A 16,617-nucleotide genomic window follows, 5' to 3' on the forward strand; every position below is an offset into this window, starting at 1 on the left:
CTAATATTGAGGTTTCCCCTCAGACTTCAACGGATTTATTAGCCTTATGGAGCTGCACAATCCGTTGATCTAATTTCGTCTGCAGCGAATCCCTGTCCTCCAAGGTAGCATCGGGAATAGCATCCTCTAGATCGTCCTCCATATTGCGTAAAGGCTTGAATCTAAATCCCACTACAGACCAGATCAGAACAAGCGCTCCTACAGAGGCCATGAGTAGGCCTATTCCTCGCCCCGTGCCTACACCCAGAACAGGGCCAAGATAGGGGGTCAGGAATCCTCCCTTCTCCATTGCTTTGTTAAATACCGAATCTGCTAGTAGGCCTGACAGCCAGTATCCGATCGGCATGCTGGACATCGCGATCATCTGATTGGTAGCCAGAACCCGACCCTGGAGCTGAAGCCCCACCTTGGATTGAATTAGCGATTGCCAATGGGCATTCACGAGTGTGACAGAGAACCAAAGCCCAAAAAGGCCGACCGCGGTCATCAATATGTTAGCACGGAGTCCGGTCACGATCATGAAGAAACCCTCCAATATCACAAAACCAACCATCCCCGCAGCCCTTTTTTGGGTACCGCCCCAAAGACTCATCACAAGCCCGCCTGCCACTGCGCCAAGCGCGCCAAGCATTGTAACTGCAGCCAAATCTGCAGGCGTGCCAAAGGAAAGGACAAGTGGCTGAATTAGAACGGATGCGGCGCCGAATAGGATGTTCCCGATAAAAAAGAAAGCAATCATATACAGCAACCCCGGCCGTTTGACGATGAATTTCCAGCCCATAAGCACTTCCTTAAGAAAGGATTCTTCTTGTCTACTGAATAATGTGTTTGGAAATCTTACGATGAGCAGCGTGGTAATTGCGATAAAGAAACTAACCACATCAAGGATGAAGATATTCGCCATCCCAATCGTTGAGTAGAGAGCCACACCGAGCAGTGGTGCAATCATTTCACTGGTGGAACCGGCGAGCTGGACGATCCCGTTAGCGTGGCCCAGATACTGCTTGGGAATAATCTGAGCAATCGATGCCATGAAGGCTGGACGATGGAACGACCGTGACACCGAGCCAATGGCGGAGGAGACATAGATGTGCCAGACTTCAAGTGAATGAGTAGCCATTAATACGGCAAGCCAGGCAATGGGCAGGGCCATCATCAAGTCGCTGAATAGCATCACAAGACGACGGTCATAACGGTCAACGATGGCGCCCGCGAAAGGTAATACCAGGATGCCGGGTATCAGCGAGGCCGAAGAAATGGCTGCAAAGTCGGCTACCGACTGAGTTTGCGAATATACCCATACGCCAATTGCGATCCCGGTAAGACCGGAACCGAGGATAGACATCAGCTGACCAAAAATAACGGTGAAGAATATTTTTAGATTGGGGGACACACCTCTTTGCTTCCGCGCTATTACAGCTGGGGGGTGTGGAGAGGTGGACACTTGTATATCGCCTATATCTGTTATTAGAGCATCGTCTTTATCCTTCTGGGGAGATACAAGACCCAATGTTGCAGTTATGATTTCATTTAATTGATCCGCCTGATATTTGATGAAATAGTGACCGGAAAGCGGAATGACCGCCAGCTCCACCTGATTGCTGAAGTAGCCCCATTCCCGGAAGCGCTCTTCGTAAAGCTCGGTCGCTTTGTCTTTCTGGCCGATGATGCAGTTGATGGGGGTACTGAGCTTGGTGAATTCTTTATCCGAATAGGCAAAGGTATAGTAGTTCTCGCTCTCGCGCGCATCATGGCGTAGGCAACGTATCATGAAATCGCGTTCTTCGTTGTCCTCTACATCCGTGAACCCGCCAAGTGCCTTTAAGAACTCATGGTAGGATTTGTTGGACATGCTGCGGTCAGATGGAAACAGCTTGGAGAACCAATTGAACAGGCGGCCGGGAATTCGGGCAATCGGGAAGGTACCGCCCAGAAAGACGCCTCTTAATGGCATATTCTCCTGTTCCAGCTGTCTGGCAATCTCAATCGTCAGTGCACCTCCGACACAGTGTCCGTATAGAGCGACCGGTCCCTTGATGGAGCTTTTAATTTCCTGTATGCAGAGACGGGCAACCTCATGGATGGGGAGCAAGGCTTCTTCTTTTCTGCTGTAGTCATGACCGGGAATATCCATAGCATATAAATCTACCGTACTTGGCATATGCATCGCCAGCGGCTGGTAGGTAATCGCGCTGCCTCCCGCATAAGGAATGCAGACCAACGTCACGCGACCATTATGCTGTGGCCCAGATTTTGTTAATCTGTGCAGCAGATGATGTTCCGAAGGTTTACCTTGATCGATATATTCAGCCAAAGTACGGATTGTCGGATGTTTGAAGAAATCCATGATACCGATCCAATCCTCTAACCTCCGCACTACCTTAAGAGCTTTAAAGGATTCTCCTCCTAGTTCGAAAAAATTGTCATCAATCGAAATAGGTCCATCTCCCAGAACAGCTCTCCATACGTCTTCAATTCGCTGTTCCGTTACCGTCCGCGGCCCTTCGTCGGTTGCGTCTGCGGTATTCAGAGTCAGGTCCATAGCGGTAAGGAGAGGAAGATTTACTTTTCCATTGGGGTTAAGCGGTAAAGCATCCAACACAATAATATGATTAGGCATCATATAATCTGGCAGTATTTGCTTTAGCCTCTGCTTAAGCTCAGCGAGACTTTCCTCTACAGGGACTAGCTTGTCTAACACTGTATAAGCAACGATTCTTTTCTCTTTCTGGGTTAAAGACTTTAACAAAACAACCGCTGACTTCACGAAGGGGATAGACGTTAACACGGCTTCAATTTCCCCAAGTTCTATCCGATACCCACGGATTTTGATCTGACGATCCATGCGCCCTGTGATTTCTATCGAACCATCCTGCTGAAATCGAGCCCGGTCTCCGGTCTTATACAGCCGTTCCCCACGTTCTCCAAAGGGGCTGCGAATGAAACGCTCACTATTCAGTTCGAGGTTATTGTTATAACCCCGTGAGACCCCGTTCCCACCTATATACAGCTCTCCCGGCACACCGGCTGGAAGCAGATTCAGGTTAGGGTCCAGGATATAAGCTTGGACGTTAGCAATAGGACGTCCAATGGGCACTAGGCTTATTGAAGAGGTATCCGCATCTCCGATAATAGTAAAGGCAAGGGCAGACACTGTGGTTTCCGTGGGCCCGTAGTGGTTCTCAATCCTGCAGCTCGGCTGCAAGCTTTGGATTCTGGAGACCGTTTCCCAGCTTAACCCTTCACCCGCCAGAATGAGTATCTTATGTGGAATAATGAATTCAGGATGTTCCGCCTCTAGCAGGGCTTCACAATGACTGGGAACTATCTTCATGATATCGATTCTATTCTTCTGGAAGTATTGAGCCACTCCGTCAGGATCGCAGGAACGGTCGTAAGACAATACATGGAGCGTTCCCCCAGTGCATAATGCACCGAATATATTGGTTGTCCCTAAATCTGCGGCAAAGGTGGAGGCCAGGCAATAGCTGAACGGCTCCGTAATCTGCAGATGAAGAAGCATCCCCTGAATATAGTTGTGGAACTGGCGAAGCTCGACGCTAACTCCTTTGGGACGTCCCGTGGTACCTGATGTGAATATCATGTACATCAGGTTATGTGATTCGGTAGTCGTGACAAGATTCTCCGTATTGGCGTGAGTCAGCCATAACTCATCCTGATCAACATGCAGCAAGGCTATCTCTGCAAGTTCTTCAAGCTGGAGATCCACCGAAAGCTTGCGCTGCGTGATGAGGGTGGTCATTCTGGATTCCCGGATCATGAATTGCAGGCGGTCTCTAGGGTAGGAAGGGTCCAGCGGGACATAAGCGCCGCCCGCTTTAAGAACCGCTAGCAGAGCAATCACAACTTCGGCCGACCGCTCCATAACAATCCCAACCGTTGTCTCCGGGCCAACGCCTTGCTCCCGCAAATGATGGGCGATGCGGTTCGCGCGCGTGTTCATCTCTTCATAGGTGTAGAAGATATCTTCATTGACAAGGGCTATATGATTGGGGAACATTGCCGCTTGTGCTTCTATACACTGAACAAGATGGAAGCCTCCTTCATGTTCAGTGGAGTTCTTCACTCCGCTCCAATCTTCCAGAATTACATTACTCTCTGCTTCCGTAAGCAGATTAATATGGGCGATAAGCTGATCAGGTGCCGTGCTAGCGCGTTCCAACAGATTGCTATAATGCTCCAGCATTCCTATAACGGTTGATTCATGGAACAGATCACTGCTGTACTCTGCCTGAACCGATTCCTCAGTCGCCGAGAAGGTTAAATCAAACTTGGAGCTGCTTGTATTTCGGGAGCCATTAAAGTGCAATTGGAAATCTTGGTTATCCCCTCCGCCTACATGCATGTTCTGCAGTACAAACAGTGTCTGAAATAAGGGGCTATGACTAAGATCCCGCTCAATGGTAACCAGCTCCATAATCTTATCCAATGGAAGATCCTGATGCTCCAGGGCATCAAGCGAAAGCTGTTTTACCTGCTGCACGGTTTCTCTGAAAGTAGCGCCTTCATCAATCTGAAGCCTGAGGGGCAGCGTATTGACGAAAAAACCAATACTGCGCTCGATCTCAGACCGACTGCGATTGGCCGCCGCAGAACCCACAATCAGATCCTTCTGACCGGTATATCGATACAGAAAGATGAAATAGGCGGCCAGCATAGCCATATAAGGGGTCACATCTTCTTCCTTGCAAAATTGCTGCAATCTGGCGTATAACCCGTTCGGAAAGTTCTGGATGATTACAGCTCCATTAAAGCTTCTTTCAGGGAGACGGGGCTTGTCGGTAGCCAACTCCAGCACGGGGAGATCGCCTTGAAGCTTATCTTTCCAGTAACTTTGATGATAGCTCAGAACATCCCCAGTGAGATAATTCCTTTGCCAGCTGGCGAAATCAGCATATTGATAACGAATAGGCTCCAGCTCTAAGGGCTGATGATGGAGAAGTGCTGTGTATGCCTGCTGAATCTCATCCATGATGATCCCGATCGACCAGCCATCGCAGGCAATATGATGAATGTTCAGCAATAAACAATGCCTATTCTCATCCAGCGTATACAAATAGGCTTTAAGCGGAATTTCATCTTCCAGCTTAAAGGGTTCCAGCGACTTTTCCAGAATCAGAGCTTCCATCTGATCTGTTCTCTGTGTCTGGGGAAGATCTTCCAGATTCACCACTTCCAGCTTTAAAGTAGTGAAGGGATGAACGACCTGCAGACTTTCCTCACCGTACGTCTTGTATGTAGTGCGCAGAATTTCATGGCGCTCCACCAGCTGCTGAATGGCTTGTTCTAGCAAGATTGCATCGACCGCCATTGGCAGGTGAAAGACACAAGGAATATTGTAGGTCGGACTATCGGGTGCCCATTGATACAAGAACCAGAGTCGCTGTTGGGAATAGGAGAGGGGGAAGGTGTTGTCGAACTCACTTCTTGGGCTAGCAACCCACTCCGGTTCCGGAGTTTTACGGGCAGTTTTATCTTTGAGCCGTGCCATTAGCAATTCCCGCTTCTGGGGTGTCAGCTGGTTAATACGTTCGGATAGATGACTCAACCTTTTGCCCTCCTTTCCCCAATTGCGGTTAATAGACGTGCCCGCTGCTCTAAAGAGAGGTTGCTAATAGTCTCCATAATTTTGCTTGTAGCCTTATCTGTGGATGATGGGGCTATGGAAGAAATATTTTGGGTTGTGGTATCTACCAATTCCTGTAGATAGATTTCGAACGGTTCTATGCCCAGCTGGGCATGAAAATCTCTGGAGCGGTCATAGGAATCCATAGATAATGCGTCATAATGAACCCGGTTATCTACCAGCTCGCTCAAAGCAAGGCGCCAGGGTTCCAAATCTTGCTCAGGGATCACGGGGACAGGAATTTTACTGGCTAATACGGACTCATTAATATACTGTTTGATCGGCTGTACGGGAAGTATATAGTCAAGTCCAAGCTTGGCTTCGGGCAGACCTCCCACATGGCTGGCGATGACGGGGATACCGCGCAGCATAGCTTCCACTACGACCTGCCCGAAGGATTCTCCCCAAAGTGATGGCATTAGAAACACCTTGGTTAGCTTATAGATATCATTGATATTCTCGGAAGGTTCCAGAACGGTAATATTCGGTATGGATCTCAATGCATCCAGCTCATCATCGGTCGTAGCCCAGGTAGGAACAGCAGCAAAGGCAACATGGGGCATGACACGGGCTAAGCCTATAAAGATTGATATCCCCTTAATGGCAGACGGATTAATAACGGTAACATACTTATTATCAAAGTGTCCCAAATACGGAAAAGGGCTAGGTCCGTAAGACGGGAAATAAATGACCTTTGAATCAATGCCGGCATACGTCCAAAAATAGTTTTTTAAGTATTGGCTGACCGAAAGAATACCGTGAAGCTGCTTGTAGAGTCCAAGCTTGGAGGAATCCTCCTGGAAGCTCTCGGGACCGAAGGGAAGGGTAGCTTGGCTATGAGCGAGAAAGACAGTTCTCACCCTTGTCTCCAGTACGGTTTCGAGTAGCATATGCGTATTGTCTTCTGAGACGATTGTGATATCCGGTTGAAATTGTTCTATTTTACTTTTTAAGAAAGGAAACACTTTAAAAGTACCTTTTACCGTATGAGCTGTTACCGCTTTTTGGCGAATCGTGAATAAGTCCTCTTGATCTTCCAAAATGTCGAACTCGCCGCTGTCTACTTTGGTCTGCAGAAACTCTGCATATCCACGCACGTTAAGCGATGGTGTGATTACTAAACATTGATGCCCCCGTGCTGCCAGCCCTTCCATCAGAATACGATTTGCTTTGTGTGCTCCGCCCCAAGGGTATAAATATTCCATAGACTGAACAAGCAAAATTTTCATAGGGACCCCTCCGAGGTTTTAGTTTCGGCCGCATCCATGAGTTCAAGCTCTGTTAGCAGCTGTTCAAGCTCAAAAACATCGATCTGCTCCAGCTGATATTGCTCAATAGCCAGTGCAGTTTGTTCGATCGTTGGCACGGCATTGAAGATGATATGAAGCGGGATATCCATGTCTAAATAGGTGCGGATACGGGATACAATCTGTACGCTCATTAACGATTGTCCGCCCAATTCGAAAAAGTTATCATAAATTCCGACCTTGTCAAGCTTCAGGACCTCGCTCCATATTTCCGACAGGACATTCTCCAGGCTGCTTCTTGGTGCCGCGTACTCTATCTCCAGATTCGGTCTGCTATCTTCCATTGAGGGAAGACTATTCCGGTCAATTTTGCCGCTTGTCAAGACAGGGAATTCATCGAGGAACATAAATCTGGAAGGAAGCATGTACATCGGAAACTTGGTTAGTAGATAGTTACGGATCTGGCTGATATTAGGTCTAGGGAATATTGCGGATTTCAGATAGGCGATGATGAGATTCTTCTCCTTGTTATATAGGACAACCGCTTCTTCAACTGCCGTATATTCGCGCAGCGCAAACTCCAGTTCTCCCAGTTCAATCCGAATGCCGGATACTTTGATCTGATGATCCTCCCGACTGAGCCACTCAAGCTTTCCTTCGGAATCTTGCTGGCAAAGATCTCCTGTTCGATACAGAAATTCACTAAAACCGTCCGCATAAGGATTCGCAATAAAGGAATGGTTTGTCAATTCAGGAGCATTCAAATAACCTTTGGCTAGTCCGTTGCTTGAAATATACAGTTCACCTATCTGACCGCTAGCTACAGGTTGTAATTGATCATTAAGCAGATAGAGCGCCGTATTGGCAATTGGGTTGCCTAAATATACGGAAGTATCACTGGATTGGCATACATGCATCGTTGCACATACAGTGACTTCCGTGGGTCCGTAAGCATTGATGAAATTCAGCTTGGGTGCCCAGTACTGAACTAGCTTAAGGGTGCAAGCTTCACCTGCTGTAATGAGTGTCAACAGATCAGGAAGTTCTTCATGCGGCAAAGTAGCCAGTACAGAAGGGGTTAGTGTAACGATGGAAATTTCCTTCTCCCTCAGGATTTGCTGAAGCTTATCTCCCACTAGTAACCCGTCCTGCTGTAATAAAATAAGTGTGGCTCCAGCAATCAGTGTCGTAAAGATCTCGGAGACCGAAGCATCGAAGGCAACCGAAGCATTCTGAAGCACTCGATCCCCAACACGAAGTTGAAATTTTTTGATTTGTTCCAGAACGAGATTGGGAATGCCCTGGTGTGGGATCATGACGCCTTTTGGCTTACCGGTCGATCCGGAGGTGTAGATGATATAAGCCAAGTCCGAAGGAATGATCGGGTATAGTGGGTTGTGGCAGGGCTGCGATTCAACAAGCTCACGATACAGATCCAGGGATATATACTTAGCAGAGGAAGTATGGTTTAATTCCGCTAGCCGTTGTTCCAACAGCGAATGGGTAAGAATGATTACCGGATCGCATTCATCCAGCATGTAAGCTAGTCGCTCATTTGGAAAGAGAGTGGAGAGAGGGACGTATGCTGCCCCTGACTTTAAGATCGCAATCATTGAAATGATCATTTCAGGGCAACTTTCCTGGAAAATACCGACCAATTGGCCTGGGCCAGCGCCATTGCTTCGTAAATAGGCGGCAAGCTGGTTTGCTTTTTCATTGGTTTCCCGGTAAGTATACAGCTGCTCTCCATATTCCAGGCAAGGCCATTCGGGGTACTTTGCGGCGGTCTCTTCAATTAACGCAACGATAGATACTGCTGATTTCATAATCTTCTCTTCCTCCTCGTTATATAAACTATATGAAAGAAAAAGCCGTTTAGAGATAAACGACTGAACTACCGGACCTATCAGATAGGTTGTTAGGAGAAGATCTACACCGCTAAAATGGAGATTCAGTTAAGCGCTTTCATGAAGTGTCTGAACTGCAATTATTTCAACATGCTATGTGATTTTCTGGGAATAGCGTAGCGGAAGAGGAATAAAGAATCAAGTTGCGCAAACGTTTGCTTAACTTTTGGCATTATTATAGCACATGAAATTCCCACATGTAAATAAATAGTAATTATGCAGTTATTTCTTCATCGACGCTTGTGACAGCGGAATATTTGGGGTTAGGCTGTTCTTTTGTTGATTTTTTGATGTTTTGTCACAGATCGCCCACAAAACGCATTTACAATATGCCCCCGGGGGATATATTGTGATAATAGTTCTCAATCATAATAGATAGTTAAGGAGTGGGACAGATGAGTGAAGTCGTCATTTCCAGTGAAAACAGAGGAATTACAATCACTGAAATGTGGGAGAAGCATAGTGGCATGATCATTGCGTCTGCAAGTCTTTTGATGATCGGACTAGGTTGGATTACTGAGCGAAATGGGCTGGGGGGTTGGAGCATTATTTGTTTCGTACTGGCTTATGTTGTGGGTGGTTACCGAAAAGCCTGGGAAGGCCTGGAGACCTTGATTAAGGAACGAGATCTGGACGTAGATCTGCTTATGGTCGTAGCAGCCATCGGGGCAGCCAGTATCGGCTATTGGATGGATGGAGCGGTGCTGATCTTCATCTTTTGTCTTAGCGGAGCACTGGAGGATTACTCCATGGAGAAAACCAATCAGGACATTGCCGCAATTCTAAAATATCGCCCGGAGGAAGCCATGCGCTTAAGTGGAGATACTGAAACCAAAGTGAAAGCCTCAGAGCTGCACTTAGGGGATGTGGTGGTGGTTCGACCCGGCGAGCGTATTCCCTGTGACGGCATGATCCTAGCCGGAATCTCGGCAGTCGATCAAGCCTCCATTACCGGCGAGTCAATCCCTGTCGATAAAGCGACGAATGATCCTGTTTTTGCGGGAACGATGAATGGTCAAGGCGCACTTCAGATCAAGGTTACCAAAGCAGCTAATGATACTTTATTGTCGCGAATTATACATATGGTGCAAGAAGCCAAGAACGAACTCCCGCCTAGCCAGCTTTTCATTGAACGATTTGAAGGGATCTATGCCAAAAGTGTGGTTGGATTAGCTGTTATGCTGATGATATTACCTCCGTTTCTGTTTGGTTGGACCTGGAAAGAGACCATTTACCGAGCCATGATCTTCCTCGTTGTAGCTTCTCCTTGTGCTTTAGTTTCCTCCATTATGCCTGCCATGCTCTCTGGTATTTCCAATGCGGCCCGCAAAGGCGTGTTATTCAAAGGTGGCGTCCATCTGGAGCAGATTGGCAACGTCAACGCTGTTGCTTTTGACAAAACAGGCACCCTCACCGAAGGCAAACCTAAAGTAACCGATATCTTTCCGGTAGAAGGAAATTCAGAAGAGGATTTGCTGCGTCTCGCTGCCTCCCTGGAGCATCTTTCGGAGCACCCGATCGCCAAGGCCATCGTGGAAGCTGCACATAAGCAGAACCTCATACTTGAACAAGCGGCAACGATGCAGGCAGTAACTGGAATGGGTGTTAGTGGCACGGTAAACGGAAAGGAATGCCGAATCGGCAAAAGAGGACTGCTGCTCGGTCTTGTGCTCGATGCGGATAAATTAAACAAAGCGCAGCAACTGGAGTCCGAAGGGAAAACCGTTGTGTTTGTAGAATCGGAAGACCAATTCGCCGGAATGATTGCAGTTCAGGATATTTTGCGTACCCATGCCGTAGAGGCCATTCAACAGCTTAAGAAAATGGGGAAACATGTGGTGATGTTGACCGGAGATGCCAAGCTTACCGCAGAGGCGATTGGGCGAGCCGCAGGTGTGGATGAGATTTTTGCCGAGCTGATGCCTGACGAGAAGCTGCAGATGATTAAAAATATGACTAAGACGTACGGTAAAGTAGCCATGGTCGGAGACGGTGTTAATGATGCTCCGGCGCTGGCTGCAGCGTCCGTAGGGATTGCGATGGGAGCAGCCGGGACTGATGTAGCCTTGGAAACCGCTAATGTCGTGTTAATGACCGACGATATCCTCAAGATTCCTTATGCAATCTCCCTAGGGATACGTACAAGTCGGGTCATGAAGCAAAATATAACGTTTGCCCTTGCGGTTATCCTGGTATTGGTCAGTTCAAACTTCTGGGGCGGACTTAATCTGCCCTCCGGTGTGGTCAGTCATGAAGGCAGTACCCTGCTTGTGATCTTAAGCGGTCTGCGACTGCTGAGATAATCAAGACCCTAACTGGAGAACTGCGTAGTGAAAGCCGTCCGTAAGGATAATCAGGATAAAGTGCTGGAAGATCTGAATAGGGCGCTCGATAATTACATTCGTTAAATGTCACAGCTAACTCTCTGAAAATATGTTATTTTTGGCGAAAGTTTTTTTAAAAGATAAGAATTTATGTGATTCACATGCAGATTTGTACCTAGACCCAATAGAGGAGGCTTCAAAATGATTACACAAGAAACGCTTGAAGGTTATTATGTTACGATCGGCCGACTGAAGCAGAAATATTTATCAGAGAAATTTGAACAGGATCTGCCCACTTTCACATCACATGCGGAAGCTGCCGATTGGTTTCGTAGCTTATTTGCGGATAGCTTCGTATTTGTAGAGCAGACTGATGCAGCGGGCACGGGCGTCTACTACCTGTATGACATTATCCATGATAAAACCTTATGGGAAGCGAGACAGAAGAGCTTAAGCGAAAAGGGCACCGCCTCTGGACTGGGAATGTTACTCTGTACGCAAAGAGTCGATATTTATGAAGATGGTTCAGTTCAGTTAGCTTTTTAAGCTATAATTAATGGTATTAATAATGGTATTAATAACGTGAGAATCCTTAGATATAGAGGGTTCTTTTTTTTGTGAATCATGTGAATCAATAGTTGAGGACATATGTCCTTCTCAAATACCTGAATATATCCTTTAATAGTGGAGAGAGATAATTAGAGGAGAGAGCAGCAATGAAAGGGATTATATTTGCATTTATGGGTGGGGCTTGTATTACCTTGCAGGGAGTAGCCAATTCCCGGATTAGTCAAGATATTGGCATTTGGCAAGCAGCGACGATTACCCAGTTCACCGGATTTATTCTGGCCTTGGCTATCCTGCTGTTCGTACGCGATGGAAGAAGCCAAGGCTTTAAACAAGTGAAGCCGCTATATCTAATGGGTGGAGCTTTTGGAGCGGTCATCATTTTTAGTGAAGTCACAGCTATTCACCAGATCGGAGTTACCTTTACTATTTCAGCGTTGCTGATTGCCCAGCTCTGTCTGACGATTCTGATCGATATGAACGGTTGGTTTGGCGTGGTGAAGCAGAAGATGAGGTTGCCACAGTTCGCCGGTATTGGAATGATGATTGCGGGTGTGCTGATATTGAAATTTTGAGTGTGGATTCGGTTGAAATGGTGAATGCCTGGAGGTGACCTAAGCGTAATGGAAGAAATTCATGACCCCGAGCTACTGCAATCCTATTTGCAGGCTCATCACATCGAAGCTGTCTTTAATGCTCCATTAATGCCGCATTTGTCGTTATACCGCTTTGATCAAGGGGAACTCATCTGTTCCCAAGGAGAACCAGCACAGGTATTATACGTGCTTGTTAAGGGGAAATTGAAGACCTATACTACCTCAGCGGAAGGCAAAACCCTGATTCTTTCTTTCAAAACCCCGCTTGAGGTGATCGGAGATATTGAATACGTCCACGGGACGAACATCATCAACACGGTAGAGGCTGTATCCGCTGTCTGGATGATCGGTGTTCATCATCGATGTTTGAAACAATATGGCAGAGACCACGCACCACTGCTGCAATTTTTACTGGAAATCATCACCGACAAATTCTACCGTAAATCCACTTCCTTAAGCTTCAATTTGATGTATCCGGTAGAAGTACGATTGGCCAGCTATCTATTGTCTGTCTCCTTTGATGAATCCGATGCGTTATTTAAGGGGCAACTAAGCACATTCAGTCTAGTGGATGCAGCCAATTTAATTGGAACCAGCTATAGACATCTGAATCGAGTGATTCGAAAATTCTGTGCGGAGGGCCTAATTGAGCGGAACAAAGGGTTTATTCTTGTTAAGGACAGGGAAGGGTTAAACGTACTGGCAAGTCGGAATATTTATGAATGAATTATTGTAATGATCAGAAGAAATCAATCAAATGAGGAGTTGCAGGGATGTTTATAGGCCTATTATTGGCGCTTGCTGCCGGTTCGCTGGTCAGTATGCAGAATATTTTTAATACAAAAGTGAATGAACATACAGGGTCTTGGGCAACCACCACCTTGGTATTGGGCATGGGTTTTGTGGCTTCACTGACCATCGGCCTGCTCTTTGAAGGCAAACAGATGTTTACTTTGCCAAATATGCAGCCTTGGTACTGGATCAGCGGCCTGATCGGGGTAGGTGTGGTTATTTGTCTGGTGCAGGGGACAAAGCTACTTGGACCCACTTATGCTATCTCAATCGTGCTGACAGCACAACTCGCATTTGCACTGTTATGGGACTCCTTAGGCTGGTTAGGACTGGAACAGGTCCCTTTTACAATCAATAAGCTGCTAGGTGTATTGGTTATTGTTGGGGGCATCATTGTATTTAAATTAGGGGGTAGACGTGAGTCGCAGAAGTCCAAGGAGGCAAGTGTTTTAGGGTTGGAATAATTATTCTTCTTGACTTTCGAACGCCCAATTAAGTAGTATTAGACCCGTAACCTGATATAAGGCTTTGACCAAAGATATGATTTCCAGAGACGAGCTGTCCAGAGAGAGAAGTTCAAGCTGCAAGCTTCTCCAGCAACCGATTGGAAGATTACCCCTTTGTAGCCGTGGCGTTGAACCCGTTGATTCTAAGGATCACGGCTGTAAGCGGAACCGATTTATCCCCGATACCGGATACCAATGAGGTCTTTGCAGCTACATCCTTGGCGATCAGCCAATGGATATATTGCAGGTCGAATTAGGGTGGAACCACGAGCTGAACGCACTCGTCCCTTTCTGGGATAGATGCGTTTTTTTGCGTTCAACAGTAACAACATTTGAGAAATGGAGGCTAAATCATGGAGATCAACGTAACAGTGCCAGATGGAACAATTCGGAGGGTACTTCAAGGAACGACAATTTTAGAAGCAGCGGGTGCCATAAGTACGACACTGAAGAAAAGTGCTGTTGCGGGAAGAATAGATGGCAGATCTGTAGACCTTAATCAATCGATCTTGCATGATTGCCATCTCGAAATTGTTACGCTGGACAGTAAAGAGGGCTTGGAAATCTATAGACACAGCACAGCTCATATTATGGCTCAAGCCATCAAACGTATATATGGTCACGGGCAAGTGAAGCTTGGCATTGGACCAGTCATTGAAGACGGCTTCTATTATGATATCGATATGGAGCAACCGCTCTCCAGTGATGATCTTGTTATTATTGAACAAGAGATGGAGAAAGTCATCCAAGAAAACCTTCCTTTTGTTCGTCGAAGGGTAGACCGTACTGAAGCACTAAAGACATTTACCGAACTGGAAGAACCCCTAAAGCTGGAATTGATTCACGGCTTACCTGAGGCTGCTGAAATCACAATTTATGATCAAGGTGAATTTCTCGACCTCTGCCGTGGGCCACATCTTCCGTCGACAGGTCGGGTGAAAGCATTTAAACTCCTGAGTGTAGCGGGCGCCTACTGGCGTGGGGACTCGAATAATAAAATGCTGCAGCGAATTTATGGCACCTCTTTTCCCAAAAAAGTTCAGTTGGATGAACATCTGCATATTCTGGAGGAAGCGAAGAAACGCGATCATCGCAAGCTTGGCAAAGAGCTGGAATTGTTTATGTTCTCAGAGGAAGCGCCCGGAATGCCCTTTTATCTGCCGAAGGCGATGACCATTCGTAATGAGCTCGAAAACTTTGTGCGTGAATTGCAAAGACAACGGGATTATAGTGAAGTCCGCACACCCCTGATGATGAATAATCGGGTCTGGGAACACTCCGGACATTGGGATCATTATAAAGATAATATGTACTTCACACAGGTAGACGATACGAAATATGCGCTTAAACCTATGAATTGCCCAGGACACATGCTTATTTTCAAAAACACACTGCATTCTTATCGTGAGCTGCCTATCCGCCTATCGGAATTTGGTCAGGTACACCGCCATGAATTTTCCGGCGCTCTAAATGGAATGATGCGTGTGCGTACTTTCTGCCAAGATGATGCCCATCTATTCGTATTGCCTGAGCAGATTGAGGAAGAAATTAGCCGGATCATCGACCTGATTGACTATGTGTATCAAGTATTTGGTTTCGAATACAGGATTGAGTTATCGACTCGGCCGGAGGATTTCATGGGTTCTGAGGAGCAATGGAACCATGCTGAGGAATCTTTACAGAATGTCTTGGATAAACGCGGCATCGAGTATATTGTCAATGCAGGGGATGGCGCCTTCTACGGTCCGAAGATTGACTTTCACATCTTAGATGCGCTTAAGCGGAGTTGGCAGTGTGGAACGATCCAATTGGATTTCCAGATGCCGGAGAAGTTTGATCTCGCTTATGTGGGAGTGGATAGTCTTAAACATCGGCCAGTTGTTATTCATCGCGCTGTGTATGGATCGGTTGACCGGTTCATGGGGATTTTAACCGAGCATTTTGCCGGTGCTTTTCCACTGTGGCTTGCACCCGTACATGCGAAGCTGTTACCTGTCTCCGAGAATAATATCGACTATGCACTGCAAGTGAAGAAATCCTTGGAAGAAGCGGGATTACGGGTCGAAGTGGATATACGGAATGAGAAGCTAGGGTACAAAATTCGTGAAGCCCAGCTGGAAAAAATCCCGTATATGCTGGTAATCGGTGAGAATGAGCAGAATTCCGCAACTGTATCGGTGAGAAAACGTGGGATTGGAGATCTGGGTTCAACAAGTATTCTGGAGATTATTGCGCAGCTCAAGGGTGAGATTATACGGAAAGAGATTAATCATTAATTAACTTTATTGAGCAAAGGAGGTGACTCAGCAGCCTATTCATTCCATGGCGCTGGGCCAATCCTTTGCTCATCTTTCAATTTGGCAAATCGTAGATAAATCGCTCTACTGCCGTTATCGTGGCTTCAATATTCGGATTGGAGTTATCAATCAATATTATGCTCGAAGCAGGTAGTGGCCATTGTACAGAGCGGTTGCCAAGCGAAGCGCAGAATTCGTCCCAATGCCGAAATTTCCAATCATCCAATGATGAATGTCTGCCCCTAATCCGTTCTAGATACAATGCCTCATTGGCCAGTCCGACCAAGACGACCTTAACCTTAACATCTTGCAGGGAACGTCCAATCCGGGACAACTCGCTACCTATCCAATCCGGGTTATTGGCCTCCTGTGTAAAAGGTCCAACCACAAAGACGTCTATATCCAGACCGATATTATCGAGTGCGGCGTCCATCGTGATCCGATAGCCCAAATTGCGGCAGAGCTTCTTGTATTCGGCGGAATCCCTATCCGCTGGGTCTAGTCCATGCAAGGTCATGATGGCATCGGCTGCAGGCCGCAGTAGAATATCCATATCCAAAAAAGGAACTTTACGGCGGGAGGCAATCACTTTTGCCAGCGTAGTTTTGCCAGCGCCTCCAGGTCCTAGAAAAAAAACGAGTTTGTTCATTGTTGTGTCTCCTTAATCATCAATTCCATATGGAAGATCAATTCTATTTTCTATCATACGATATCATTCGGGAAGAGGGAAATTT

At 46.7% G+C, this 16,617-nt stretch carries 10 protein-coding genes; 6 read left to right on the forward strand and 4 right to left on the reverse strand.

Features of this window, described 5'->3' with window-relative positions:
- Nucleotides 1-19 precede the first annotated feature (19 nt).
- From H1230_RS16230 to H1230_RS16240, 3 genes are read right to left on the reverse strand one after another with little or no spacing between them, the layout of a single operon-like run.
- On the reverse strand, nt 20-5,569 hold the full coding sequence (locus tag H1230_RS16230) for a non-ribosomal peptide synthetase/MFS transporter (protein ID WP_239710633.1): 5,550 nt from the start codon (nt 5,567-5,569) through the stop codon (nt 20-22).
- Complete coding sequence (locus H1230_RS16235) at nt 5,566-6,876, reverse strand: glycosyltransferase family 4 protein (RefSeq protein ID WP_239710635.1); 1,311 nt, start codon at nt 6,874-6,876, stop codon at nt 5,566-5,568. The genes H1230_RS16230 and H1230_RS16235 overlap by 4 nt, the downstream gene beginning before the upstream one ends.
- Entirely contained in the window at nt 6,873-8,720 is a 1,848-nt protein-coding gene (locus H1230_RS16240) for a non-ribosomal peptide synthetase (protein ID WP_239710637.1), read from the reverse strand. Before H1230_RS16240 ends, H1230_RS16235 begins: the two co-directional genes overlap by 4 nt.
- Before the next feature lie 476 nt (nt 8,721-9,196).
- Between H1230_RS16240 and H1230_RS16245 the strand changes: the two genes are divergently transcribed.
- The 6 genes from H1230_RS16245 to thrS all read left to right on the forward strand — a co-directional run bounded on the left by H1230_RS16245 (nt 9,197) and on the right by thrS (nt 15,862).
- Entirely contained in the window at nt 9,197-11,104 is a 1,908-nt protein-coding gene (locus H1230_RS16245) for a heavy metal translocating P-type ATPase (protein ID WP_239710640.1), read from the forward strand.
- Between the two features lie 222 nt (nt 11,105-11,326).
- On the forward strand, nt 11,327-11,671 hold the full coding sequence (locus tag H1230_RS16250) for a hypothetical protein (protein ID WP_239710641.1): 345 nt from the start codon (nt 11,327-11,329) through the stop codon (nt 11,669-11,671).
- A gap of 170 nt (nt 11,672-11,841) precedes the next feature.
- The gene (locus H1230_RS16255) at nt 11,842-12,267 is read left to right on the forward strand and encodes a DMT family transporter (protein ID WP_239710643.1); all 426 of its coding nucleotides are present in this window, start codon (nt 11,842-11,844) and stop codon (nt 12,265-12,267) included.
- A gap of 48 nt (nt 12,268-12,315) precedes the next feature.
- Nucleotides 12,316-13,014, forward strand: coding sequence for a Crp/Fnr family transcriptional regulator (locus H1230_RS16260; RefSeq protein WP_239710645.1), 699 nt, complete (start codon nt 12,316-12,318; stop codon nt 13,012-13,014).
- Between the two features lie 47 nt (nt 13,015-13,061).
- Nucleotides 13,062-13,544: a DMT family transporter gene (locus H1230_RS16265; RefSeq protein WP_239710647.1), complete on the forward strand. Its 483-nt coding sequence runs from the start codon at nt 13,062-13,064 to the stop codon at nt 13,542-13,544.
- Between the two features lie 395 nt (nt 13,545-13,939).
- The gene (gene thrS, locus H1230_RS16270) at nt 13,940-15,862 is read left to right on the forward strand and encodes a threonine--tRNA ligase (protein WP_239710649.1); all 1,923 of its coding nucleotides are present in this window, start codon (nt 13,940-13,942) and stop codon (nt 15,860-15,862) included.
- 76 nt (nt 15,863-15,938) lie between these two features.
- Here the strand turns inward: thrS and H1230_RS16275 are convergent, their stop codons facing one another.
- On the reverse strand, nt 15,939-16,532 hold the full coding sequence (locus H1230_RS16275) for a P-loop nucleotide/nucleoside kinase family protein (protein WP_239710651.1): 594 nt from the start codon (nt 16,530-16,532) through the stop codon (nt 15,939-15,941).
- Between the last annotated feature and the right edge of the window lie 85 nt (nt 16,533-16,617).

This window comes from Paenibacillus sp. 19GGS1-52 (genome assembly GCF_022369515.1).
Lineage (GTDB): Bacteria > Bacillota > Bacilli > Paenibacillales > Paenibacillaceae > Paenibacillus_AQ.